Source organism: Nocardia sp. NPDC051929, assembly GCF_044548645.1.
Classification (GTDB): Bacteria; Actinomycetota; Actinomycetes; order Mycobacteriales; family Mycobacteriaceae; genus Nocardia; species Nocardia sichangensis.
The window spans coordinates 262,329-287,796 of record NZ_JBIUCG010000004.1 but is presented as its reverse complement, the minus strand read 5'-3'; the positions used below and the strand labels follow the sequence as shown (position 1 = coordinate 287,796).

The following is a 25,468-nucleotide window of genomic DNA, read 5'->3' as shown; positions in this document are numbered from 1 at the left end:
CGCGCCTTCCAGACCACTCGACAGACCCGCACCCGCACTGCCCGCAGCGCCGAGACCGGTCGACAAGCCGGTCTCCAAGCCCGAACCAGCCGCACCCTCGAACCCGGTGGAGAGACCGGAAGCCGCGTGCGAACCGGCGCCGATACCGCTGTCCAGACTCGAACCGAGATGCGCTCCCGCGCTGGACGCGCCTTCCAGACCACTCGACAGACCCGCACCCGCACTGCCCGCAGCGCCGAGACCGGTCGACAAGCCGGTCTCCAAGCCCGAACCAGCCGCACCGTCGAACCCGGTGGAAAGTCCGGAGCCGAGTCCCGCACCGGCTTCAGCGGCCGTGCCCAGTCCGGCCGACAAACCCGAAGCGAGTCCGGCACCAGCGTGAGTTCCCGCATCGAGCCCAGCCGAAAGCCCCGAAGCGAGTCCGGTACCCGCCTGAGCTCCCGCATCGAGCCCAGCCGAAAGCCCCGAACCCAGCCCCGCACCTGCCTGCGCACCGCCGTCGATGGCACCGGTCAGCCCGGCTCCAAGGCCGGTACCGGCGTGTGCCCCACCGCCCACGCCGGTGGACAGGGCCCCATCGAGGCCGGTGGACAAGCCCGTCTCCAGGCCGCTCGCCCCGTGGACTCCGGCGTCGAGCGCCCCGCCCAGACCGGTCCCGAGGCCCGCACCGGCCTGCCCGCCGGTGTGCAGGGAGCTGTCCAGTCCGCCGCCGAGCTCCGCTCCGGTGTTCACGGCCGCGCCGAGACCCGTCGCGAGTCCGGTCTCCAGGCCCGCCGTCGCCTGCGTTCCGAGGCTTCCGGCACCACCGATGGCGGAGGAGAAGTTGCTTCCGAGTCCGGCGGCCAGGTTGCCGGAACCCTGCGCGGCGGTGTCGATTCCGCCGGTGAGCCCGGTCGTCGCCTGCCCGGTGGCATCGAGCGCGCCTCCAAGCCCGGTCTCCAGACCCGACCCGATCTGCGCACCCGCGTCGGCCGCCCCGTGCAACCCGGTGGACACCCCGGCGCCGAGACCGGCACCCGCCTGCGCACCGCTGCCGAGAGCCGCGTCCAAACCGGTGGTCACCCCACCGGCTCCGTTCACCGCGCCCTCCAGACCCGCACCCGCGGCGCCCCCGAGATTCGCACCAAGACCGTTCGACGCATCGACAGCACCGTTCAGACCCGCACCAAGACCCGTCGCGGCGCCAGCGGAACCATCCACAGCGCCTCCAAGATTCGCGCCCAAGCCGGTCGTCGCATCAACAGCACCGCCGAGACCCGCACCAAGCCCCGTGGCGGCACCCGCAGCACCCTCCAGACCCGCACCGACACCAGCGGTCAAATCCGTAGCAGCGCCGGCGGAACCACCCACAGCACCGCCGAGACCCGCACCAAGCCCCGTGGCGGCACCCGCAGCACCCTCCAGACCCGCACCGACACCAGCGGTCAAATCCGTAGCAGCGCCAGCGGAACCACCCACAGCACCTCCCAGGCTCGCACCCAAGCCGGTCGTCGCATCGACAGCGCCGCCGAGACCCGCACCGACGCCCGCGGTCAAGTCCGTAGCAGCGCCGGCGGAACCATCCACAGCGCCTCCGAGGTTCGCGCCGAAGCCGGTTGTCGCGTCGAGAGCGCCCTCGAGACCCGCATCGAGATCCGTGGCGGCACCCGCAGCGCCCTCCAGACCCGCACCGAGCCCCGTCGTGGCATCGACCGCACCCCCAATGCCCGCACTGAGACCAGTCGTCGTATCAACGGCCCCTTCGAGGCCTGTACCCACGCCGGTACCGAGATCCGCCACCCCGCCGATCGCGCTCTCGAGGCCTGCGGTCAGATCGGTCGCCGCACCCGCAGCTCCGCCGATGCCCGCCCCCAGACCCGTGCTGACATCAGCCACACCACCCAAGCCCGCGCCGAGGCCGGTCGTCGCATCAACGGCACCCTCCAGGCCCGCGCCGACACCGGCACCGAGCCCCGTGGTCAGATCAGTTGCTGCACCCGCAGCTCCCTCGAGACCTGCGGCGACATCAGCCGCACCACCGACGGCGCCACCCAAGCCCGCGCCGAGACCGGTCGTCGCATCGACAGCTCCCCCGGCATCCGCACCGAGCCCCGCGGTTACGTCGGTCGCCGCGCCCAGACCACCCTCCAGGCCCGCGCCCACACCGGTGGTGAGGTCCACCGCACCACCGACCGCGCTGTCCAGACCCGCGCCGAGGGCGGTCGTCGCGTCGACAGCCCCCCCAAGACCGGCACCCAGGCCCGAGGTCACATCGGTCGCCGCGCCCAGACCACCTTCCAGGCCCGCGTTCAATCCCGCGGAGATGTCCGTGGCACCCTGCACAGCGCCTTCCAGACCGGCGCCGACACCCGTCGTGATGTCCGCCGCGCCACCGATGGCGGTTTCCAGGCCCGCGCCGAGCCCGGTCGTCGCGTCGACAGCACCCCCGATACCCGCACCGAGATCAGCGCCCGTCTGCACACTGCCGCCGATACCCCCGGTCACGCCGGTTGCCGCGTCCACCGCGCCTCCCAGGCCCGCGCCGAGCCCGGTCGTCAAACCGGTCGTCGCATCGATCACACCGCCGAGGCCCGCGCCCGCCTGCGCACCCGTGCCCAAAGCGGCGTCCAGGCCCGTGGTCAGACCGGCTGCGGCGTCCACCGCGCCTTGCAGCCCCGCACCGAGTCCGGCACCCAGGTCCGCTGCCCCGTTCACCGCGCCTTCCAGCCCGGCGCCCAAGCCCGCTGCCCCGTTCACCGCGCCTTCCAGCCCGGTGCCCAAGCCCACCGCCGCGTCCGCCGCGCCTTCCAGGCCCGCGCCGAGGCCGGCGCCCGCGTCTATGCCGGTGGAGAGGCCGGTCTCCAGTCCGGCGGCGATGTCGCCCAGCCCTTGGGCGTCGGCGTTCAGGTCGAGGCCCGCGCCGATACCGCTGATCACCTGAGCGCCCGCGCCGAGCAGGCCGCCCACGGCGGCGGACAGGTCGGCGCCCGCGTTCACCACGGTCTCGAGGCCCGCCGCCAGCCCCGCGCCCAGACCTGCGCCGAGCTCCAGGCCGGTTTCGATCGCGGTGTTCAGTCCGGCACCCACGTCCACGCCCGTACCGACACCGAGGTCGACGTCGAGCCCGCCACCCGCACCGGCACCGGCACCCAGATCCACGCCGAGATCGGTACCGAGGTCGACTCCGGCATCCGCCACCGCCGCCGCGCCCACGGTGCTCGCCGCACCGATCGCGGCGGCCGTGCCGGTCTGCGCGCCCGCGGCCACGATGGACTGCAACTGGGAACCGCCGGTGACCAGAGCCGACTCGGCGACCATCGGGGCGCAGAGGGCGATGTCCTCCGGCGTCACCGCGCTCAGGCCTGCGGCGGCCAGCGCCTGGGTCGGGTTGGCGCAGTAGGCGACCGCGGCCTCTTGGTTCCGCAGCAGACCGAGGATGAACTCCAGAATCGCGTTGGGTGTCATGAGAATCTTCTCCTGAGTCCCGGCGGACCTCGCTGATCCGCAGTCGTTGGAATGCAAATCACGCTAGGAGCGCATCGCGTTACGCCGAAACGGGGCGGACCCCTACGACCGGCAGGGGCCGCCGGATAGGGGTGGGAGCGGAATTAGGGGAATTTCCCTAAACGTCCCCCTAACGAAGTAACGGCGGATGGCCAGCAACCGACAGAACGGTTGCGTCGGCAACCACAACGCCCAGCGCACGATCTCGGACATGCAGCAGCGACACCGGAACAGACAGCTTCTCGAACGGGGTTCTCGAATGACACAGCGCCTGGCGCTCGGCATCACTGTCGGAGCGTCGAATTCGGTCGCCGTGGCGGCAACGGAGGATGGCGACGACGGCCTCGGCCGGTCCGGCGGCGGCTACCTACGCTCGCATCCGAGCGTGCTGCGGCTGTCGCCGGACATGGCGCCCATGCTCGGCGCGGGCGCCGGCTCCACCGGCCGCCATTCCAGCGACGTTCTGCTGGAGGGTTTCCTCGCCAGGGTCGGCGACCCGGTCGGCATCCTCGCCGAGGACGGCTCATCTTATTCCGCCCCCGACCTGGTGGCGACCTCGATCGGCTGCCTGGTCGACGAGATCGCCGCCGAGAGCGGCCCGAGCGGCGTTCAGGCGACGGTCGCCTGCCACCCGGCCTGGTGGTCGCGGCACACCGTCGACGTCCAGCGCGACGCCCTCGAGCGGGCCGGACTCGGCGAGGTGACGCTGGTGCCGGAGCCCACCGCCGCGATCCGCTGGCTCGACGCCGCGCACGGCAGGGCCGACGACGGGGCGGTGATCGTCTTCGATCTCGGCGCGACCGGCTCGACCGTCTCGGTGGTCCGTACCGGCGAGCACGCCAGCCTGCTCGGCACACCGTTGCGCAGCACCGACGTCGCCGGCGCGGAATTCGATCTGCTGACCATGCGCTATGTCCTGGCTAATGCGGTGCTCGCCGCGGATTTCGATCCGTTCGATCCAATGGTGGAACGCGGATTATCGGCATTGCGCGAGCACTGCAGGAAAGCGAAAGAAGAGCTTTCCATAAATACCGCGACCGTTGTTCCGGTGCGTGTGGACCCCGCGGATCCGCAGGGCAGCACCGTGCGTCTGGTGCGCGGTGAACTGGAAGACCTGCTGCGCGGACCGCTGCTGAGTGCGATGGACCTGATCCGCGACGCCGTGCACCGCGCCGGGCTCGATATCGGCGACGTCGGCCGCGTCCTGCTCACCGGAGGAGGAGGCGCCATACCGTTGGTCGCCGAACTCGTCTCCTCCGAGTTCGGATTGCCGGTCGTGGCGGCCCCGGATCCCGAGCACACCACGGCACGCGGCGCGGCGCTGCTGGCCGCCGACCTGCTCGCCGCCGAGACCGACCAACTCCCCATGGTCGATCCGGTGGTCGAGGACGAGACCGTGCCGCAGCCCCGAGCGCTGCCCTCGGCGGGACTGGCGGCGCTGCCGGAGGAGCCGCCTGCGCGCAGGCGCGCACTGATCAGCAGGCAGCGCATCGCGGTGGTAGCCGGTATCGCGGCCGCCATCGGCCTGCTGGCGACCGGCACGCTCGCGATCGGGACCAGCATCCAGTCCGGCCAGGACAACCCCGCCTCGACCGAGCAGTCCGGCACCGGCGCCGTCCAGGTCGCCGCGACGACGGGCGCGCAGACGGGCACGGAATCCGCATCTTCCGGTGTCGCCGCCACGGACTCGGCGAGCGCCACCGGCCGACCGCGGGCAAGGAACGAAGCGCCGCAGGCCGGTTCGCCTTCGTCCGCAGCTCAGGGCACGACCGCGGCCGTGGTGAAGAGCGAACAGAATCCCGATCAACCTGCCCCCGCGCCCGCCGTGGACTCCCCGGCGCAGCAACCCGCGCCGCAGCCGCAATCCCAACAGCCGTCTCCTGCTCCCGCGCCCGCACCGGCGCCGACCATCCCACCCGCGCCGACCCAGCAACAGCCCCGGCCTACACCGCCGACCGCCCCGAGCCTGCCGACCGGCGGGCTGGGCGACACCCTCGGCACGGTGCTGCGCGCTCCCGGAGAGATCCTGGGAGGCTCCGGTGGCTGATACCGCCTTCGACACCCTCCCCTGCGCCCGCGACATCTTCCGCGATCTGGATTCCGCCGACGACCAACCGGTGGTCTACCTGATCCGCGGCCGGTCCCAGACCGGCAAGTCGACGCTGCTCGCGGAGATCCGGGCTCGTCTGCGCGCCCGCGGCGTCCCGTTGCAGGACGACATCGCCGCGCTCCAGCACGCGCATGCGCGCAACGGCGCGCACCCCGTGCACCACACGACGAGCACCGCGGGCGTGACGACCGACATAGCCCGCCCCGCGCTGATCATCGACAATGCCCACACGCTTGGCCGACTCGATCTCGAATACCTCTGCGCCGCAGTGGAATCCGGGCATCGAACGATGGTGATCGCCGCGCAGCCGCGCCCGCACGACCCGCGGCTGCGGATGCTCGCCGACGCCGTCGCCCGGCGTGGTCGCGTGGTCGACCTGCGCCCACTGGGCGTCGCGGACATGGCGCCGTTCGCCCGAGAACTGGGCATGATGGTGCCGCGTCAGGTCGCGCAGCACATTCATGTGCAGACCGCGGGTATCCGCGGCGGCGTGGTGGCCGCGCTGACAGCCGCCTGCTCGGCGCGTCTGGACGCGGGCATCACCGCCGTCGACACGGCCGTCGCCGCGTGGGCGCGCGGGTTGCTGGACAACCTCGCGCCCGACCTGCTGGAGACCCTGGTTGTCGCCACGACGGGCACCGGCCTGGATTCCAGCGAGCTCACCGAGGTGCTCGGCGTGGAGCAGGCCGTCGCGCAGGATCTCATCGACCGAGCCAGGGCCAGCGCCCTGGTGACCGACGCCGACCTGCTGTTGGAACCCGCCGTTGCCCCACTGCGCACGCTGCTCGGCGACCGCAGGTTCGTCGCGGTCGAGCGCCGGTTGCTCGGCGCCCGGCTGGAGGCGGGCCTGCTGCGCGACCGCACCGCCTTGCAATTGGCCGAGTCCGGCGTCCGCGATCCGCGGCTCGCCTCTTTCCTCGTCGACGCCGCCGAGCAAGCCGGTCGCGACGCGGTTCGCTATTACGCCGCGGCGGCGGCCGCGGGTGCGGAACTGGATCTGATCGCGCTGCGCTGGGCCGAGGCGGCCGCCAGGACCGGCGACGGTGAGACCGCCATGCGCCTGGCCGAGCCGATGCTGGCGCGGTCGGGCAGCACGGGCGCGGACCTCGCCACGGCGGTGCGGATCTGCGCGGCGGTGCTCACCCGCCGCGGCCTGGTCGGTCGCGCGGCGCAGCTGTACACCTGGCTCGGGGGGCACCGGGTCGGCCCGGACTGGGCCGTCGGCGCCACGGTGTTGTGCCTGGCGGGCGACGTGACAGGCGCGCGGGAGATGTCCTCCTCGGCGACGAAGTGGCCGCCTACCGAAGCGGGCGCGCACGCGCGGCTGATCGCGACCGCGCTCGCGGACACCATCGAACCGGGCAACAACACCGCCGCCGCGGTATCGGCGCTGGTCCAGGCCGCCCATGCGGACGCGGGCGTGGACCGCTTCCTGCCTTGCACGGCGGCCTCCATCGCCACGCTGCTCTCGCTCGGCACCGGCGAGCCCCGCCGCGCCCAGGACGCGTTGCGGCGAGCCACGGCGAGCGGCCTGCGCTGCCATCAACTCGACGTGCTCGCGGCTTGGACGGCGATGCTCGGCGGCGACGAGCGCGCCGCCGCGGCCACCGTGGCCGCGCTCGACCACGATCGGCTCGACGTCCGCGACCGCCTGCTCGCGCACGGCGTCGCGGTCGGTCTCGCCCGGCGCAGCGGCGACCACACCGCGCTGGCCCGTGCGTGGCAGGCGGCGTATCCGTTGTTCGACGACGTGCAGACCGACCTGCTGGCGCTGCTGCCGATCGGCGAACTATGGCTGGCCGCCATCCGGATGCGCGACGAACGACGGATCGCGCCCCTGGTGGACGCCGCGCTGGCGCTGCTGCGTCGCTTGGACGATCCGCCCGCGTGGTCCAACGCCTTCCACTGGTACGGCGTGCAGGCCGCGATCGCCCACGAGAGCCCCGAGGAGCTGCTGCCGCACGCGCGCGCGTTGAAAGCCGCGGCCGAGGCGGGTGACCGGCACGCCGCCGTACTCGCCGACGCGGGCCGTACCTGGGTGCTGGTGCTGCGCGGCCAGGTGGTCAGCGCGCCGGTCCACGCGGCGGTCGCCGCCCTCACCGAAATCGGCATGACCTGGGACGGCGCCCGGCTGGCCAGCGAGGCGGCGCTCGCGGCGCCCGACTCGGCGACGGCCACCGCGCTGCTCAAACTGGCCCGCACGGTTCGCGCCGACGCCCGTCCGCAGGAGCCGCAGGCTCGGCAGGCGACCCCGGCCGCGCACAACGGCGACACCCCGCCGCCCGTGCCGCCGCAGGCCGCGATTCTCAGCGAACGGGAACGCGAAGTGGCCGAGCTGGTTCTGCTCGGGCTCACCTATCGGGAGATCGGTGCGCGCCTGTACATTTCGGCGAAGACGGTCGAGCACCACGTCGCGCGCATCCGACGCCGGGTCGGTGCCCGTTCCCGTTCGGAGTTATTGTCGATGCTCCGCGCCATGGGACACGGTTCGCTTCTGGTGTGACCGGGTGCGGTTCCGTCAGCGGGAACGCCGAAGCGAGGTAGGTGAGGATGGCCACTGGGGTTGGCCTGCGCGTCGCCGACGACGAGTGCACGGCGGTCATCGTCACCGACGGTGACGAGCAGCCGGAGTACATCGTCCGGGAGTCGGTACTGCACATGTCCGAGGACGGTGACGCCGAATTGGGCGGTCCCCCGCCCACGGAGGAGTCCCACTCGATCAGCGGCTTCGTGGCCGCCGTCGGCAACCCGGCGGGTATCCCCGTCGACGACGGTGAGGCGTACCGCGCCGAAGACCTCGTCGCGACCGCCCTGTTCTGCCTGATCAACCTGGCCGCCGAACATCTCAGCGGAGCGGCCGAGTTCTACGCGACGCATCCGGCGGACTGGCCCGCCGAGCAGGTGCGTTCGCTGCGTGACGCGCTGGACTACCTCGGTCTGCGCTCGGTGCTGCTGGTCAGCGAGGGTGAATTGCCCAGCGCCCAAACCGGAGCCGACGGAAGATCATTCGCCCACGACGCGGCCAGAGGGGCGCTGGCGGCGGTGCTCGCCACTCCGGCAGGGGCCACCCCGCCGGACCCGTCCACCGCGGAGAACTCGACGGTGGACACCATCGTCATCCCGGCCGTGCCCGCCGCCGACGCGCAGCCGCAGGCGTACTCGGCGGCCATGCCGATCGCCGAGCCGATCGCGGCCACCGAAACGAAGCAGGTCGAGCAACAACCACAGCCGGCGGTTCCAGCGCGGCAACCGAAACGCACGCCGCTGGTGATCGCGGGCGCCGCGGCGATCGGCCTGGTGCTCGGCGGCATCGTGGTGGCCATGCTGCTGCGCGACGGCAGCGAGACGCCGGTGCCGCCGCTGCCCGACGCCAAGTCCGAGCCGACGTCGGTGCTCCCGGCCCCGCCGCCGGTCGTGACCACCACGGCGACTACCACCACCGAGACGTCCGAGCCACCGGTGGTGACCGAGACCACGACGCCGGAACCGACCACGCCGACGCCGGAACCGACCACCACGACGCCGCCCACCACCACGCCGACCACCACCCCCACTCGGACTTCGACGACGCGGACCATCACGCCCACGACCAATCCGTTCGGTCAGCAGCTGCCGCAGATCCCGACCATCCCCGGAATGGGAATACCGGGTAGTCGGTGATTAGTAGCGTCCTTCTCGGGTTTGTGGCTTAGAGTGTTGCGCTGACCGGGTTGTCGGATGATTTTCCACACACCGGTCGATTGCTGGACGAAGACTGTGTGCCAACGGATTCTGCCCGTGGCCACGGATTTAGCTGGCACGTGCGTGCCGACGAAGGGACTTCATGCGCAAGTTGGTGGCGCGTCGCGCCGCGGTCAAAGCTGTCGCCATCGCATCGACCGTTCTCCTGACTCCCTTGTTCGGCACGACCACCGCCTCGGCGGTACCCGAAGCACCGGCGCAGCTGGCCGCGGACAATCTCCCTCCGGAACTCGTGCAGGCCATCGCGCGGGATCTGAAGATGACCCCGACGGAATACCTGGACCGCGCCGCGCGCGCCCAGCAGCTGCGTGACTACGCGCGCGGATTCCGTTCGGAGCGGCCGGATTCCTACGCGGGCGCCTGGATCGGCGCCGACGGCAAGCCCGTCATGGCGGTCACCTCGCTGGACGCCGCCAAGATCGCCGCGGCCGACGGATACCAGACCCGGCTGGCCCCCGTGTCGGCGGACAGCCTGGAAGGCTCGCTGGTGCAGCTCAACCAGTGGATCACCGGCCTGCCGCGCGAGATCTCGCAGGCGATCAACTCCGTGGCCATCGACTTCCTGAACAGTCAGCTGGTGCTCAGCGTCGCCAACACGCCCGCGGGTCACATGCTCAACCTGCCGACGCTCCTGGCCAACATCAAGGTCATCCTGTCGCCGAACAGCGGCGGACCGGTCGAGCGCAGGCCGATGGGCGGCGACACCTACATCAGTGCACCCGGTTCGCTCCAGGACTCGTCGCTGCGCGCCGTCGACGTGTGCTCGTTCGGGTTCAACAGCGTCGACGCCTCCGGCAACGCGCTGAACATCAGTGCGGGCCACTGTGATCCGAACCTGGGCAAGGGCAACCAGGAGGCGGGCGTCTACCTGCCGAACGTCCGGGACATCCCGGCCAGCCCCGAACTGGGCACCTTCGTGCGCGCCTCGCTGGGCGGACAGTCCGCGCTGGACTACTCGGTGATCAAGCTGAACGAGCGCGCGGTGCGGGCGGGCATGGACCAGCCCTCGGTGCGCGGCGCCAACGGCACGACGCTGGCGATCACCGGCACCGCCGACCCGATCACCGGCGCCCCGGTCTGCAAGTCCGGTCAGTCGTCCACGTTCACCTGCGGCTTCGTCGTCGCCGACCGGGTGGAGACCCAGCTCTACACCGCCGAGGGAGAGAGCAAGACCGTGCGCGGCTTCGCCAGCTCGGCCTGCACGCTCGGCGGCGACAGCGGCGGCGCGATCGTGTCCGGCACGCTGGCGCTCGGCATCACCAGTGGCTCCAACGCCGCGGACGCGCCGAACTGCAACGAGGCCAACGTCGCGCTCGCGCAGTACGGCGGCACCGCGTCCCTCGGCATCCCGATCCGGGCGATCCTGGCCGACATCGACGCCTCCTCCGGCGGCGGAATCGGCAGCGGAATCAGCGTGCGCACCCGGCCGAACGCGAGCTGAGCGCGCACCCGCGTGGTGTGGCGATCGGCATACTCCCGGTCGGAGGGCTATGAGCGAGTCGGGAACCACAAGATGAGTAGGCATCCCGCGTCAAACCCCATATAGTCTGCTCATGCTCCTGCCACGTATAGGACCTCCCCGATCGACTGCGCGACAGACCGTAATCCGAAAGACAGTGATCGCCGCCTCGGCGGCGATACTGCTGTTCGGGCCCACGGCGGCAGTAGCGACGGCTCAACCCGACCATGCTCCCGGTCTGCCCGCCGAGCTGGTCGCCGCGGTGACCCGCGATTTGAAGATCTCGCCCGACGAGTACCTGCACCGCGCGGAGCTGGCGCAGCAGGTCGCCGCGTTCGCCACCACCGCCCAGCGGCAGTACCCGGCCGTGTTCGGCGGCTCCTGGCTGGATGACGCGGGCAAGGCGGTCGTGGCGCTGGCGCAGGGCCCCGGCGCCGACGAGGCGAAGAAGGGCTCGGAGTCGGCCGGTTTCGAGGTCCGTAACGTCGCCAAGAGCGAAGCGGCCCTGCGTGGCGAGAAGAGCGCGTTCGAGCGCTGGCTGGAGGGCCAGCCGGAGTCGGTGCGGTCGCTGGTGCGCGGCGCGGTGGTGGACACCGTGAACAACGCGATCGCGGTCCGCGTGGACCAGGTGGGTCTGCCGATGCCGAACTTCATCGACCCGGCGCGCGTCATCGTGATGGCCCCGCCGGTGGCGGGCGAGCAGGGCACTCTCCAGGCCGGTGACATCGCGGGCGACGCGCGCGGCGCGCTCGCGGGCGGCGACGGCTACGCCTCGGTCGCCGGACGCAGCTCGCTGCGCTGCTCGCTCGGCTTCAACGGCACCGACCGCAACGGCAACACGGTGAACATCACCGCGGGCCACTGCAATCCGGACATCCCGTCCGCGGGCAGCGGCAACGCCGCGGGCGTCTACGAGATGAACGGCGACCGCCTCGGCGCGCAGCTCGGCGTCTTCCAGAAGTCGGTGCTCGGCGAGCAGGACTACTCGATCATCCGGATCAACGACCAGGCCAAGGACCGCTTCGCCAACAACGGCGTTCGTGCGCCCGGCGCGGCTCCGATTCCGGTCGACGGCGTGGCGACCCCGGTGGTCGGCGCTCCGGTGTGCAAGTCCGGTGCGCGCACTGGCTTCAGCTGCGGCGTGGTCAACGCCGTCGACCAGACCGTGCAGGTCGGCGACCGGGAGCTCACCCAGAGCTTCTCGGCCAACATCTGCGCGCTGCCCGGCGACAGCGGCGGCCCGATCGTGACCGGCCGGTTGGCGCTCGGCATCTCCAGCGCGTCGTCGGTGGCCGACTACCCGATCTGCGAGATCCCGAACCTGATCGGCGCGCTCACCGGTAACGTGCCGCAGCTGTTCGCGCAGCCGGTGCACGTGGTGCTCTCCGACAACCCGGGACTGCGCGTACGCACCAACTGACCGCGGGAACGCGCGAAAGGCCGGCACGTCGAGCTGTCGGCCTTTCGCCGTCTCCGGGGCTTTCCACTGCCCTTACGCGGCCCGCAGGGGGAAACGCCGCATGGCATGCGGTAGCGGTCCGGCATCCTGGACCGCATGTGTTTGGTGTTGATCGGCTGGCGCGCGCACCCGGAATACCGGTTGATCGTGGCCGCCAACCGGGACGAGTTCTATACCCGGCCGACCGAGTCCATGCGTTGGTGGCCGGAAGCGCCCGGTCTGCTCGCCGGACGCGACACCGGGGCGATCGGCCGGGCGGAGGGCGAACCGCCCGGCACCTGGCTCGGCCTGAGCACCCATCCGCACGCCGACAATCGCTTCGCGGCCGTCACGAACGTGCGAAATCCCGCCGATCAACGTCTCGATGCCCGTTCCCGTGGCGCGCTGCTGATGGATTTTCTGCGCGGCGCGTCCGACCGCGGTCCGGCGGGCGAGTTCCCCGGGCCGGAGAAGTACGTGCTCGACGTCGCCGCGGGACCCGACGACTACAACGGCTACAACTTGGTGGTCTCCGACCTGCGCACGCTGTGGTGGCACTCCAATCGCAGCGCCGCGGAACCGCGCGAACTCGCCGCGGGCTTCCACGGGCTCTCCAACGGCACATTCGTCACGTCGGCTGGTCCGAGCCTGGCGGAAACCGATCTGATCGCTCCACAGCCCATCTGGCCCAAGATCCGGGCGGGTGTGCGCGGACTGCGCGAGGTCGTGCGCACCGAGCCCGGTGCGGTGGACCGCTACTTCGAAGTGCTGGCCGACCGCACCGAAGCCGCCGACGACGAACTTCCGCGCACCGGCGTCCCGTATGAGATGGAGCGGGCGCTGTCGGCCAGGTTCGTCGCGCACACCGTGCACGGGACAAGGGCGAGCACGGTGCTGGTCGTCCGCGAGGACGGGACGTTCGAAATGGTGGAGCGCTCGTTCGGCCCGCTGGGCGAGGAACTGGGCGAGAACGTCGTCCGCGGCCTGCTGGATCTGACCGGGTAAACGACCGGCGGCCCGCCCTCCGAAGGAGAGCGGGCCGCCGAGAATCTGACGAGCGGGTGAGACCGACGGCTTACTTCGGCTCGCTCGGCTTGTCCGCCCACTTGGTGGTGCCTTCCGGCGCCTGCAGCGTGTTGATCAGGTCGATACCCGCGACAGCGAGCATCGGTCCGCCGACCGCAACGGTGCCGAGGATGCCGCCGATGCCCGCGCCCGCGATCGCGGCCGGGATGCAGCCGACGCCGAGGAACGGCAGGCCGAGGATGCAGCCGATCACCGCACCGCCGATGACGCCGACGGCGGTGCCGAGGAAGCCACCGACGGCGGTCGCGATGCCGAACTGGCTGGCGAACTCGTTCTGCGCGCGCTGGTTCTCGATCGGCGAGGCGATCGGCTGCGCCACGACGTTGACCGCGTTGGCCGGCTTGTCCTTGGGAACGGTGACACCCTGCTCAGGCGTCAGCTCGAGCACCGTGTTGTCTTCCTTCACGATCGGCTTCACCGGGACGACGGTGTCGGCGACCTTGAAGGCGATCGGCAGTGTGAGGACTGCGTTGCCCTGCGAATCCTTGATCCGGTAGACGTCGTCTTCCTTGACGTCCTCGGACGACTTGGCCAGCTCGAATGTTCCCCCCTTGAGCGTCGTCACGACGGTCTTCTCCACCAGCTTGACCGAGTACCGGATCGGGTCGGGCGTAGCAGCGGCCGGCTCGGCATGGGCGGTCCCCAGTCCGATGGTCATCGCACCGATGACCATCGCGGCCGCCGCGGTGGTTCTGCGGAGTTTCAATTCAGTTTCCAATCCATCATCAGGTCGTGCGTTACCGCTGGTCTTCAGCACGCGAGAGCTCTGTACAGCAAATCCGGGTGGTCGGCTCCGGATCCTCCCCGAGCGGTGTGAAGACGGTCGTGGCAATCAGAACGTCGTGAGCCTAATAGAACGCCGCGTTTTAAGCGAGATCCCTTATCAGGCATGGGGACTAAGCCAATCCTTACCGACTGGACGGAATGCTTCGCCGTTTACGGTGGTGGTCGACCACCCGCCAGCGTGATCTGGGCAATTTACTGTGACATTCATCACAGGTAAATAGAGGGTCAAGCCCCAGCATATGGGGCTATAGCCCAAAAGCCCGATCGTACGATGGACATGGTTGTTACTGGCGGGTAACTTGCTGCCGGTTAGGATACGAGCCAACCGAGGCGGTAGCAGAACCAGCCGCGCTCGTTGTGCCTCTAAAGAAAGGTCGCACATGAATGCCCTGACAGTGACGCTGGGCACGATTGGGGCGGCGCTCAGCCTCCTGTGTTGGGCGTCGTTCATCGGCGGCGTCCGCAATATCGCGCGCGCCATCATGATCGGACAGCCCGCGCCGGACCGTTGGCGGCCCTTCTTTCCGCGCTTCAAGCAGATGCTCGTGGAGTTCATCGCGCACACGCGGATGAACAAATTCCGCACCGTCGGCTGGGCGCACTGGCTGGTGATGATCGGCTTCATCGGTGGAGCCATGCTGTGGTTCGAGGCCTACGGGCAGACGTTCGACCCCGCGTTCCACTGGCCGATCATCGGCAACCTGGCGATCTACCACCTGTGGGACGAGATCCTGGGTATCGGCACCGTGGTCGGCATCCTCACGCTGATCATCCTGCGGCAGCTCAACCACCCGCGTCTGCCGGAGCGCCTTTCCCGGTTCAGCGGTTCCAAGTTCGGCCCGGCCTACGTCATCGAGGCGATCGTGCTGCTCGAGGGCCTCGGCATGATCTTCGTGAAGGCGGGCAAGATCGCCGCCTACGGCCACTCCGACCCGGCCACCGACTTCTTCACCATGCAGGTGGCGAAGCTGCTGCCCGCGAACACCACGATGGTGGCGCTGTTCGCTTTCGTGAAGCTGATGTCCGGCATGGCGTTCCTGTACTACGTCGGCCGCAACGTCACCTGGGGCGTGGCCTGGCACCGGTTCTCCGCGTTCTTCAACATCTACTTCAAGCGTGAGGACGACGGCGGCGTCGCGCTGGGCGCGGCCAAGCCGATGATGTCGAAGGGCAAGCCGGTCGACATGGAGACCGCCGACCCCGACACCGACACCTTCGGCGCAGGCCGGATCGAGGACTTCTCCTGGAAGGGCTGGCTGGACTTCACCACCTGCACCGAGTGCGGTCGCTGCCAGTCGCAGTGCCCCGCCTGGAACACCGGCAAGCCGCTGTCGCCGAAGCTGCTGATCATGTCGCTGCGCGACCACGGGTACGCCAAGGCCCCCTACCTGCTGGCCGGTGGCCGCAAGGACATGGGTGGCGACGAGGTCGGGCTGGTCGACGCCGAGGGCAACCCGAACGGAGCGAAGCTCGCCAAGATCTCGGAGGCCGCCAAGGCCGAGGCCGAGCGGCCGCTGGTCGGCGGCGAGGACGTGGGCGGCATCATCGATCCCGAGGTGCTGTGGAGCTGCACCACCTGCGGCGCGTGCGTCGAGCAGTGCCCGGTGGACATCGAGCACGTCGACCACATCATCGACATGCGCCGCTATCAGGTGCTGATCGAGTCCGAGTTCCCGTCCGAGCTCGCGGGCCTGTTCAAGAACCTGGAGAACAAGGGCAACCCCTGGGGCCAGAACGCCAAGGACCGGCTCAACTGGATCAACGAGCTCGATTTCCAGATCCCGGTCTTCGGCCAGGACGCCGACAGCTTCGACGGCTACGAGTACCTGTTCTGGGTCGGCTGCGCGGGCGCCTACGAGGACCGCGCCAAGAAGACCACCAAGGCGGTCGCCGAACTGCTGGCCACCGCGGGCGTGAAATTCATGGTGCTCGGCGCGGAGGAGACCTGCACCGGCGACTCCGCTCGCCGCGCGGGTAACGAGTTCCTGTTCCAGCAGCTGGCCCAGCAGAATATCGAGCTGCTGAACTCGGTGTTCGAGGGCGTCGAGGATCGCAAGAAGAAGATCGTCGTCACCTGTGCGCACTGCTTCAACGCGCTGAACAACGAGTACCCGCAGGTCGGCGGCAACTACGAGGTCGTGCACCACACGCAGCTGCTCAACCGCCTGGTGCGGCAGAAGCAGCTGGTCCCGGTGGCCTCGGTGTCGCAGAACGTCACCTACCACGACCCTTGCTACCTGGGTCGGCACAACAAGATCTACAACGCGCCGCGTGAGCTGATGGCCGCGTCCGGCTCCAACCTGGTCGAGATGCCCCGGCACGGCGAGCGATCCATGTGCTGTGGCGCCGGTGGCGCCCGGATGTGGATGGAGGAGCAGCTCGGCAAGCGCGTCAACATCGACCGCGTGGACGAGGCGCTGACCACCTCGCCCGCGAAGATCGCGACCGGCTGCCCGTTCTGCCGCGTGATGCTGACCGACGGCGTCACCGCGCGCCAGGAGAAGGGTGAGGGCGAAGGCGTCGAGGTGGTGGACGTCGCCCAACTGATGCTGGACGCCATCGAGCGCGTCGAGCCCGCGGTGCTGACCGAGAACCTGACCGTCATCCAGGAGCCGAAGGCGCCCGAGGTGGAGCCCGAACCGGAGCCGGAGCCCGAACCCGCCCCGGCCGCCGAAGCTCCCGCCAAGGCCGCGCCGACCGGCGGCGGTCTGGCCATGAAGGGGCCGGCGAAAGCGCCCGGTGGCGGCGGTCTCGCCATGAAGGGCCCGGCCAAGGCACCCGGTGGCGGACTCGGCATGAAGGGTGCGGCCAAGGCGCCCGGCGCCAAGGCCCCCGCCGCGGAAACGGCGGAGGCCGAGGCCACGTCGGCGCCTGCCGCTCCGGTCAAGGGTCTTGCCATGAAGGGCCCCGCGAAGGCGCCCGGTGGTCTGGGGATGAAGGGCGGAGCCAAGGCACCCGGTGCCAAGGCCGCTGGGGCGCCCGCCGCCGAAGGCCCGGCCGAGGCCTCCGCGACCGAAGCCCCCGCGGCCAAGCCGGCCAAGGGATTGGGCATGAAGGGCGGCGCGAAGGCGCCCGGTGGTGGTCTCACCATGAAGGGCGCGGCCAAGGCTCCCGGCGCGAAGGCCCCGGCAGCCGAGGCAACGGCCGTCGAGACGGCTACGGAACCGGCCGAAGCCACGACCGCAGCCGCGCCGACCGAGACCAAGCCCACGGTGCCCGCCAAGGGTCTGGCCATGAAGTCGGGCTTCAAGCGGCCCGGCCCCAAGGCCCCCGGCAAGGCAACCCCGGCACCGGCCCCGAAGGATGCGGCTCCCACCGAGCCGGCTCCGGTGGAGCAGGCCCCCGCCGCGGAAGCCCCTGCGGCGAAGCCCGAACCCGCCGCCGAACCGGAGCAGACCAACGGTGCGAGCGGCAACGGCGCACCCGAAGTCGCGCCGCCAAGCGCCAAGCCCGGCGGTCTCGGCTTCAAGGCCGGTGCGAAAGCCCCGGGCCGCAAGAGCTGAGCCCACAACAACTCCATACCGACATCGGCCGGGTCCGGGAACGGACCCGGCCGAGTCACATCAGGAGCAGGTAGGCGCTAGGAGCAAGCCACAGCGGTGAAACGGCCCAGAACCCGCCCGACCGGTCCGGCCGGGGTTGCGGGTCCCGGCCGGAGACTCGAACTACGGCCTGGTCAGTGCCGCGTAGCGAGCGAGATGTTCGTCGGTAGAGCCGAATTCGTGCTCGATCACGGTGAGGCGCTTGAAGTAGTGGCCGATGGCCAGCTCTTCGGTCATGCCCATCGCGCCGTGCAGTTGCACGGCGTTCTGCCCGATGAACCGCGCCGCCCTGGCGACGGTGACCTTCGCCGCCGAGACGGCGCGGGCCCGGTCGCCTGCGGAGGCGCGCAGGGAATGGACGACCAGGTGGACCGCCGCGATGGCCTGCTCGAGTTCGATGTACATGTCGACCATGCGATGTTGCAGCACCTGGAAGCTGCCGATCGGCTGGCCGAACTGCTCGCGCTGCTTGGCGTAGTCGATGGTGTCGGCGAGCACTTTGCGCATGCAGCCGACCGCCTCGGCGCAGATCGCCGCGGTCGCTTCCGCGATGGTCGGCTCGATGACCGTCCAGCCGTCGGACTCCGTGCCGAGCAGCGCGTCGGAGGGCAGACGCAAGCCGGTGAACACGAGATCGGCGGCGGTCCGGTCGTCGATGGTGCGGTAGGCGTGCACCTCGACTCCGGCGGGCGGAGCGCTCGCGTCGAATTCGAGCCGGAACAGCGAGATACCGGCCTCGTCGCGCCGTTCGCCGGATGTGCGCGCGGTGATCACCAGGTCGGTGGCCAGCGGTGCGCTGGTCACCACGGTCTTCGCGCCGTCGAGCACCCAGGTGTCGCCGTCGCGGCGGGCGGTGGTCGACACGTCGTGCAAAGCGTGTCCCGATGACGGTTCCAGCGCGGCGAACGCGATGCGCGCGTCACCGGACACGATCCGGCGCAGCACGGCGTCGGCCTGCTCGCCACCGGAACGCTCGAGCAGACCGGCGCCGAGCACGACCGTGTCCACGAACGGCTCGACCACCAGTGCACGGCCGAGTTCCTCGGCGATCACCATGAGTTCGACGGGGCCGCCGCCGGTGCCGTCCACCCGCTCGGGCAGGGTCGCGCCGAGGATGCCGAGTTCGTCGGCGAATCCGCGCCAGATCGCGGGCTGCCAGCCCGTCTCCGATTTCGCCGCCGCGCGGCTCTTCTCCAGGTCGTAGCGGGCGCCGAGATATCCGGCGATCGCGGAGCGGAGCATTTCCTGCTCGTCGGTAAGCGTGAAGTCCATCAGAGTCCCAATGCTGCTTTGGCGAGGATGTTTCGCTGAATCTCGTTGCTGCCCGCGTAGATCGAGCCCGCTCGGTCGTTGAAGTACTTCAGCGGCGCGACGGCCTGCCAGTCCGCGCCGCTGCGGTAGCCGTCGGCGGGTGGCGTGAACTGGGCGATCGGGCCACCCGGCTTGGTGGCGTGCGGCTGGTAGACGCGACCGCGCGGGCCCGCGGCCTCCAGCGCCAGCTCGGTGAGCTTCTGGCTGAGTTCGGTGCCGAGGATCTTCAGGATGGAGGACGCCGGGCCCGGGTTCTTCCCCTGGGCCATCGCGGAAATCGTGCGGTATTCCAGGATTTCGAGCACCTCGGTGCGGATCCGCAAATCCGCCAGCTTCGCCGCGAACGCGCGGTCGTCGATCAGCGGGTTGCCGTCCGGGCCGGGCTGCCGCGCCGCTTCGGCGGCGATGTCCTGGGCCATGACCTGCAGCCACGGCGCGGCCGCTCCGCCCCGCTCGTGCACCAGCAGGTACTTCGCGACGGTCCACCCGTCATCGATCCGGCCGAGCACATTGGTCTTCGGCACTCGCACGTTGTCGAAGAAGACCTGGTTCTGCACCTGCTCGCCCGAGGTCATCACCAGCGGCCGGATCTCGATGCCCGGCGCGGTCATGTCGATCAGCAGGAACGTGATGCCCTGTTGTTTCTTACCCGTGCGCGAGGTGCGCACGAGGCAGAAGATCCAGTTCGCCTCGGTGGCGTGGGTGGTCCAGATCTTGCTGCCGGTGCATACGAAGTCCTCGCCGTCGTCGACGGCGGCCATGGCCAGCGCGGCCAGGTCCGATCCGGCCTCGGGCTCGGAGTAGCCCTGGCAGAAGAAGACCTCGCCGGTGAGGATGCGCGGCAGATAGAACGCCTTCTGTTCCGGGGTGCCGAACGCGATGATGGCCGGGGCCACCATCCTGATGCCCATCGGCGACAGCGCGGGTGCGCCGGCCAGCGCCGATTCCCGCTGGAAGATGTAGTGCTGGGTCAGGCTCCAGTCGCATCCGCCGTGTTCCACCGGCCAGGCGGGCGCCGCCCAGCCGCGCTCGTGCAGGATGCGCTGCCATTCCGTGCTCGCCTCGTGGTCGGGATACACGCTCGTCGCCAAGCGCCCGGCCCGCCGCAACTTCGGCGTCAGCTTCGCGTCGAGGAATCCGCGCACCTCGTCCCGAAACGCCAGATCCTCCGCTGACCAGTCGTAATCCATCTGCCCTCCCGGAGGGTGTGCACCGTTGCTTCCCTGGCGACCATCCCGCCACCACGCGACAGAATGTACGGCTGCCTGTTTCACCGAGTCAAACTGAAGTCATATGCCAGCACATCCTCCACCTGGTGCGACCGGCACTCCCGAGTGCTTCAGCAGTCCTCGAAGAAGGCCTTTAGGTAGCCCACCGATTGGTAGACGTAGTCGTAGGCCCAGCGGGGGATGGAGAGGGCGGGTTCGGGGTCGATGAAGAGGAGTTCTCCGTCCCAGCACCCTTGCAAGACGTAGCGGGCTCGAGAGACATGGGGGGTGAAGGTGACGACGATGACCCGGTGCCAATTGTGGGCGCGGGCGAGGCGGGCGAGTTCGCGGCCCTCGCCGCGGGTGGTGCGGGGAGACGGGTCGAAGCACTGCACCTCGAAGCTGTAGCCGCCGTGACAGATGCGGTTCAGCATGGCGCTGTTCTCATAGGGATTGGAGAACACCACCCGTGGCGCGAATCCCTCACGCGCCAAGCGCAGGCCCAGCTGTTCGCGTCCGTCGTGCGCACCGCCGAGCACGAGAACGGCGTCCGCCCGCGCGGGCGGGTCGATCCGCGGACGCACGTAGACCGGCCACAGCGCCACCGCGGCGACCACTACCACCAGACCGGCACAGAGCCCGGTCCAGGCCAACCGACGACGTCGCACAGGCCGATGCTAGCCGGGTGCCGCGCGAGCATCACGCCAGGTCACGGCGTCCGGATCAGCGATGTCGCCGCATGTACACCTGCTGTTGCCCGGACCCTTGCCTCGCTGACGTGGCGTGGCCATCGGCGGGGCTTACCAATCGATCATGCGATGCACAGTCTTCGGAACCGGGTATCTCGGGGCCACGCACGCGGCGTGCATGGCCGAACTCGGGCACGACGTCATCGGAGTGGACGTGGACCCGGGCAAGGTCGCGAAGCTGTCCGACGGAGTGGTGCCGTTCTACGAACCGGGCCTGGAGGATGTGCTTCGTCGCAACCTCGATGCGGGCCGACTGCGGTTCACCACCTCCTACGCCGAGGCGGCCGCACACGCCGATGTGCATTTCCTCGGTGTGGGCACGCCGCAGAAGAAGGGTGAGTACGCCGCCGACTTGAAATACGTGCACGCGGTGGTGGATACCCTCGCCCCGCTACTGGAACGTCCCTCGGTGATCATCGGCAAGTCGACGGTTCCGGTCGGCACGGCGGACGCGCTGGGAGCCCGCGCTCGCGCGCTGAGTTCCACCGACGTCGAGGTGGCGTGGAATCCGGAATTCCTCCGAGAAGGCTTCGCGGTCAAGGACACCCTGCGGCCGGACCGATTGGTCCTCGGAGTCGACCGGGAGCGCGCCGCCGCCGGGTGGGTCGAGGATCTGGTGCGCGAGATCTACGCCGACCTCATCGCCGCCGAGGTCCCGTTGCTGCTCACCGACCTGGCCACAGCGGAATTGGTGAAGGTCTCGGCGAACGCCTTTCTGGCGACGAAGATCTCGTTCATCAACGCGGTGTCGGAGGTCTGCGAAGCGACCGGCGCCGACGTGACCATGCTGGCCGACGCCCTCGGCTACGACGCGCGCATCGGCCGTCGGTTCCTCAACGCCGGACTGGGTTTCGGCGGCGGATGTCTGCCGAAGGACATCCGGGCGTTCATGGCCCGCTCCGGCGAACTCGGCGCCGCCCACGCCGTCGCCTTCCTGCGCGAGGTGGACAACATCAATATGCGCCGACGGACCAAGGTGGTCGACATGGCCGCCCGCGCCTGCGGCGGCTCACTGCTCGGGGCCAACGTGGCGGTACTCGGCGCGGCGTTCAAACCGGAATCCGACGACGTCCGCGACTCGCCCGCGTTGAACGTGGCGGGCATGATCCAGCTGCACGGCGCCGTGGTGACCGTCTACGATCCCAAGGCGCTGGAGAATTCGCGCCGGGTGTTCCCCACCCTGAACTACGCGACCTCGGTCACCGAGGCGTGCGAACGCGCCGACGTGGTGCTCGTGCTCACCGAGTGGGACGAATTCACCGCGCTGCGCCCGCAAGACCTGGACCGGGTGGTGCGTGCCCGCTCGATCATCGACGGCCGGAACTGTCTCAATCGTGCCACCTGGAGAGCAGCCGGATGGGTGTACGCGGGACTCGGTACACCGTAGAGTTGCGGAGCGAGGCGGGCTACTGCCAGACAGACGACCAGTCCTGCCTTAAGCACAGCTGATCGCCGACGGTAGGGTCCGTCCAGCGGGTCTCCGCCGACGGACGGCGCAGGCTCGCATGTCGTGAAGTGTGAAACGAGATGGGCAGCTGATGAGTTCGGTACTGGGAGTTTCGGTGGGGGCCGGCGCTGTCCGTATGGCGCGACCACACGCCGGAAACCCCCACGGGCATGTCTCCCCGCATTCCTTCGATCTGCAGACCATTCCGGTCGTCGACCAAAGCATGGAAGAGTTGGCGGCAGAGGCCATCGGAGTCACCCTGGAGGCCACGCCGGGTATCGGCGCCACCGCCATCGCCTACCGCAGTGAGCAGCACGCCCGCGCCATTCGCGCCGCCATGGCGCGTCAGCAGCTGACCAATTACGAACTCGTGCCCGAGATCGCGGCCGCACTCGAGTTCGCCCAGGCCACCGGCGATATCCGGGGCATCTCCTCGCTGGTCGTCTACGACCTGGGCAGTTCGGGCCTGACGGTAAGCGTGGTCGACACGCAGACCCGTGAGGTCCGGCACAGCGAGCGCACCAGCGACATCAGCGGCGACTATCTCGACTCGTTGATCCGGGAGCAGCAGATCGCCTCGGGGCGGATCGCGCACCCGCCGAACGCCGCGGGCCTGGCCGCGCTGGACGCGCTGTGCCGCGAGGCCAAAGAGCAGCTCACCACCAACACCGCGGTGGCGCTGCCGAGCGAGCAGGGTTTGGTGCTGCTCGCGCAGGAGAACTTCGAATCGCTGATCATGCTGGCCATCGAGTCGTCGGCGCGCATGGCACGCGACGTGATCGTGCGCTCGGACCGCCCGGTGCACGGCGTGCTCGCCATCGGCGGTTGCGCCCGGATCCCGTTGGTGGCCAAGGTGCTCGAACGCTGGATGGGCGTGCCCGTCATCGTGCCGGACAGCCCGGAGACCGTGATGGCTCGCGGCGCCGCGCTGCTGGCCAGACCGGTCCGTAAGGAAACGCCGACGGCGGGCGCCACGCTGGACGACGAGCTGTCACCCGCATGGTTGTCGGCTCCGACCCAGCGCGGCAAACGTGAGATCAGCGGTGCGGTGCTGACCGTCAGCGCGCTGGCCGTGGTCGCCGCGATCGGGCTCGGCCTCGGTTACGGACCGCAGGTGCTGGAACGGGATTCACACACCAGCGAAGGATCACCGTCGCTGTCGCCCACCACCACACCGCGCACGACCAGCTTGGACCCGCAGATCGCGGTCGCGCCGGGCACCACGGAATCGCCCGCGCACGAGTCGCTCGCCGCGCCGCCGCCGAACCGGAGGCAGACCACCAGCGAGGCGCCGCCGACACCCGGCCCGAACACCATCGTCGTGCCGGGCCTTCCGCCGATCGTGGTCCCCACGATCCCGCCGGAGGTCTTCCCCTTCCCTCCGCCGCCGCAGCGCTGAGCCGGACGGCCGCGCCGCACAACTCCTGACGAGACGGGAAACGGGGGGAGTTCAGACCCTCGCGTGCCGTGCGCGACGCGGGCGCGGCGCGGGGGTTGGTTCCTTGGTCGTGAACGGGCGGGCCAGCAGCACAGCGATGCCGGTGGTCAACGGCACCGAGAGCGCCAGCGCGATACCGCCGACCGCCGAGCGCGCGATCTCGATGGCAACGGCGTCACCGGTCAGCACGTCGCGGATGGACCGCCCCGCCACGCTGAACAGCAGCAACAGCGGCAGCGCCCCACCGGCGTAGGCGAGCACCAGCGTGTAGACGGTACTGGCGATGTGGTCGCGCCCCACGCGCATGGCGGCGGCGAAAACCTCGCGCCGGGAGGCCGACCGGTCGATGGCGGCCAGCTCGAACGCGGCGGACGCCTGGGTGATGGTGACGTCGTTGAGCACACCGAGCGAACCGATGATGAATCCGGCCAGCAGCAATCCGGTGATACTGACGTGCTCGATGTAGGTCGCGACGTTCGTGTTCTGCTCTTCGGAAAGGCCGGTGAGATGGGTCATCTCGATGGTGAGCCAGGACAACGCGGCGGCGAGCAGCATCGAGGTCAGCGTGCCGAGCAGCGCCGAACTGGTGCGCAGGTTCACCCCGTGCGCCAGATACAGCACCGCGTACAGGATCAGGGCGCCCGCGACCAAGGCGACCGGGATCGCCGGTTTGCCGTCCAGCAGGGCGGGCAGCAGGAACAGCACCAGGACGGCGAAGGCGAACACCAGGCCCAGCAGCGCGCGGACGCCACGCCAGCGCGCCACCGCGATGATCACCACGACGAAAGCCACCACGATCAGCGTGAGCGGCAGCCCGCGCGAGTAGTCCTCGAACGAGTACAGCGGCGTCCCGCTGGGATCGGTCTGGCGGACCAGCCGCAGTTCGTCACCGGCGTGCAGGTCGGGTTGCCCTGGGCCCGGTGCGATTTCCAGCAGCGTGCGGTTGCCCTTGTGCGGTCCGGATTCGATCGAGATCAGGCTGCGCTGGCAGGTGTAGGCGTTGTTGCGCGGCGGTTCGGGCTTGTCGACGAAGACCTTGCCCAGTGAAGAGCTGCCGCACGGCCCGATGTCCTGCAGCACTACGGTGCCCGCCTCGGTCTGTACCGCGCCGCCGCCCGCGTTCTGCATCGGCAGCGGGATATCGATGTGCTGCTTGCTCGGCCACAGCGCGATCGCGCCGATGACCACGACGATCCCGATGGCGGTGAGCAGCCCGATGACCACGCGCGCCGCGGTCGCGCCGATCGCGATCGGTCCCGAATGATCGTGGTGATGGTGGTGGTCGCTCACCGCGCTCCTCTGTCCGATGTGTTTGCGCCCGGAGCGAGCCTAAAGGATTTCATTTTCAAGACCGTCGCGGCGGTTACCTAACACAGCGGAGACGCGGTTGATGTGAACCGATCACGGGAAAAAAGGAGTTAGAGGGGGGCGGCGGAGAGCAGGGGGATGTCTCCGCCGCCCGCAGGGCAGGCGGCCCAGGGGGGTAGGCGGCCTAACCCGAGGTCGGATATGCCCAGGGGGGGTAGGCAATCCGACCGGGCACTCTGAGTGCCGAGGACCACTGTACACAAAAGTACTTCTTTTGCGCTAGCTAGTCGCCAAATCCGACGGGTATCCGTACATCGAGTTTGTTTCCAGGCCAGAAGCGGGGCGATTATATTGTCCAGCTC

The 25,468-nt window shown here is 69.8% G+C and carries 15 protein-coding genes; 9 read left to right on the top strand and 6 right to left on the bottom strand.

Features of this window, described 5'->3' with window-relative positions; all coding sequences use genetic code 11:
• Window positions 1–3,444: IniB N-terminal domain-containing protein (locus tag ACIHAX_RS07350; RefSeq protein ID WP_397276299.1), on the bottom strand; the 3,444-nt coding region annotated here is incomplete at its 3' end.
• Window positions 3,445–3,742: 298 nt separating this feature from the next.
• On the opposite strand from ACIHAX_RS07350, the gene ACIHAX_RS07345 reads away from it, so the two are divergent.
• From ACIHAX_RS07345 to ACIHAX_RS07320, 6 genes are all read left to right on the top strand, one after another.
• Entirely contained in the window at window positions 3,743–5,530 is a 1,788-nt protein-coding gene (locus ACIHAX_RS07345; RefSeq protein ID WP_364424702.1) for an Hsp70 family protein, read from the top strand.
• A complete protein-coding gene (locus ACIHAX_RS07340) occupies window positions 5,523–8,096 on the top strand; it encodes a LuxR C-terminal-related transcriptional regulator (RefSeq protein ID WP_397276296.1) in 2,574 nt (857 codons plus the stop codon). The genes ACIHAX_RS07345 and ACIHAX_RS07340 overlap by 8 nt, the downstream gene beginning before the upstream one ends.
• 47 nt (window positions 8,097–8,143) lie before the next feature.
• Window positions 8,144–9,253: a hypothetical protein gene (locus ACIHAX_RS07335; protein WP_397276294.1), complete on the top strand. Its 1,110-nt coding sequence runs from the start codon at window positions 8,144–8,146 to the stop codon at window positions 9,251–9,253.
• A gap of 163 nt (window positions 9,254–9,416) precedes the next feature.
• Window positions 9,417–10,775, top strand: a complete 1,359-nt coding sequence (locus tag ACIHAX_RS07330) for a S1 family peptidase (protein WP_355071471.1) — start codon at window positions 9,417–9,419, stop codon at window positions 10,773–10,775.
• Window positions 10,776–10,887: 112 nt separating this feature from the next.
• The gene (locus ACIHAX_RS07325) at window positions 10,888–12,213 is read left to right on the top strand and encodes a trypsin-like serine protease (protein WP_397276292.1); all 1,326 of its coding nucleotides are present in this window, start codon (window positions 10,888–10,890) and stop codon (window positions 12,211–12,213) included.
• Between the two features lie 135 nt (window positions 12,214–12,348).
• The gene (locus ACIHAX_RS07320) at window positions 12,349–13,236 is read left to right on the top strand and encodes an NRDE family protein (protein ID WP_355071467.1); all 888 of its coding nucleotides are present in this window, start codon (window positions 12,349–12,351) and stop codon (window positions 13,234–13,236) included.
• Between the two features lie 70 nt (window positions 13,237–13,306).
• Here the strand turns inward: ACIHAX_RS07320 and ACIHAX_RS07315 are convergent, their stop codons facing one another.
• Window positions 13,307–14,023, bottom strand: a complete 717-nt coding sequence (locus tag ACIHAX_RS07315) for a hypothetical protein (protein ID WP_355071465.1) — start codon at window positions 14,021–14,023, stop codon at window positions 13,307–13,309.
• Window positions 14,024–14,483: 460 nt separating this feature from the next.
• Between ACIHAX_RS07315 and ACIHAX_RS07310 the strand changes: the two genes are divergently transcribed.
• Complete coding sequence (locus tag ACIHAX_RS07310; protein ID WP_397276290.1) at window positions 14,484–17,606, top strand: (Fe-S)-binding protein; 3,123 nt, start codon at window positions 14,484–14,486, stop codon at window positions 17,604–17,606.
• Window positions 17,607–17,768: 162 nt separating this feature from the next.
• Here ACIHAX_RS07310 and ACIHAX_RS07305 read toward each other — a convergent pair whose 3' ends face one another.
• The 3 genes from ACIHAX_RS07305 to ACIHAX_RS07295 form a co-directional block, all read right to left on the bottom strand.
• Window positions 17,769–18,917 carry an acyl-CoA dehydrogenase family protein gene (locus tag ACIHAX_RS07305; protein ID WP_364424712.1) on the bottom strand — a complete coding sequence of 383 codons (1,149 nt, stop codon included), beginning with the start codon at window positions 18,915–18,917 and terminating at the stop codon, window positions 17,769–17,771.
• The gene (locus ACIHAX_RS07300; protein WP_397276287.1) at window positions 18,917–20,146 is read right to left on the bottom strand and encodes an acyl-CoA dehydrogenase family protein; all 1,230 of its coding nucleotides are present in this window, start codon (window positions 20,144–20,146) and stop codon (window positions 18,917–18,919) included. Before ACIHAX_RS07300 ends, ACIHAX_RS07305 begins: the two co-directional genes overlap by 1 nt.
• A 149-nt stretch (window positions 20,147–20,295) precedes the next feature.
• Complete coding sequence (locus ACIHAX_RS07295; protein ID WP_397276285.1) at window positions 20,296–20,832, bottom strand: YdcF family protein; 537 nt, start codon at window positions 20,830–20,832, stop codon at window positions 20,296–20,298.
• A 145-nt stretch (window positions 20,833–20,977) separates the two neighbouring features.
• Here ACIHAX_RS07295 and ACIHAX_RS07290 point away from each other — a divergent pair, with 145 nt between their 5' ends.
• Together ACIHAX_RS07290 and ACIHAX_RS07285 are read left to right on the top strand one after the other, a co-directional pair.
• A complete protein-coding gene (locus ACIHAX_RS07290; protein ID WP_397276283.1) occupies window positions 20,978–22,300 on the top strand; it encodes a UDP-glucose dehydrogenase family protein in 1,323 nt (440 codons plus the stop codon).
• A 151-nt stretch (window positions 22,301–22,451) separates the two neighbouring features.
• The gene (locus ACIHAX_RS07285; RefSeq protein ID WP_364424719.1) at window positions 22,452–23,759 is read left to right on the top strand and encodes an Hsp70 family protein; all 1,308 of its coding nucleotides are present in this window, start codon (window positions 22,452–22,454) and stop codon (window positions 23,757–23,759) included.
• 51 nt (window positions 23,760–23,810) lie between these two features.
• Here ACIHAX_RS07285 and ACIHAX_RS07280 read toward each other — a convergent pair whose 3' ends face one another.
• Entirely contained in the window at window positions 23,811–25,088 is a 1,278-nt protein-coding gene (locus tag ACIHAX_RS07280; protein ID WP_355071451.1) for a YibE/F family protein, read from the bottom strand.
• Window positions 25,089–25,468: the final 380 nt, after the last annotated feature.

What these genes read in the sequence shown, in the direction of transcription:
- ACIHAX_RS07345 (WP_364424702.1), top strand. Translation starts at nt 3,743, where the DNA reads ATGACACAGCGCCTGGCGCTCGGCATCACTGTCGGAGCGTCGAATTCG.
- ACIHAX_RS07335 (WP_397276294.1), top strand. Translation starts at nt 8,144, where the DNA reads ATGGCCACTGGGGTTGGCCTGCGCGTCGCCGACGACGAGTGCACGGCG.
- ACIHAX_RS07330 (WP_355071471.1), top strand. Translation starts at nt 9,417, where the DNA reads ATGCGCAAGTTGGTGGCGCGTCGCGCCGCGGTCAAAGCTGTCGCCATC.
- ACIHAX_RS07325 (WP_397276292.1), top strand. Translation starts at nt 10,888, where the DNA reads ATGCTCCTGCCACGTATAGGACCTCCCCGATCGACTGCGCGACAGACC.
- ACIHAX_RS07320 (WP_355071467.1), top strand. Translation starts at nt 12,349, where the DNA reads ATGTGTTTGGTGTTGATCGGCTGGCGCGCGCACCCGGAATACCGGTTG.
- ACIHAX_RS07310 (WP_397276290.1), top strand. Translation starts at nt 14,484, where the DNA reads ATGAATGCCCTGACAGTGACGCTGGGCACGATTGGGGCGGCGCTCAGC.
- ACIHAX_RS07305 (WP_364424712.1), bottom strand. Translation starts at nt 18,917, where the DNA reads ATGGACTTCACGCTTACCGACGAGCAGGAAATGCTCCGCTCCGCGATC.
- ACIHAX_RS07300 (WP_397276287.1), bottom strand. Translation starts at nt 20,146, where the DNA reads ATGGATTACGACTGGTCAGCGGAGGATCTGGCGTTTCGGGACGAGGTG.
- ACIHAX_RS07290 (WP_397276283.1), top strand. Translation starts at nt 20,978, where the DNA reads ATGCGATGCACAGTCTTCGGAACCGGGTATCTCGGGGCCACGCACGCG.
- ACIHAX_RS07285 (WP_364424719.1), top strand. Translation starts at nt 22,452, where the DNA reads ATGAGTTCGGTACTGGGAGTTTCGGTGGGGGCCGGCGCTGTCCGTATG.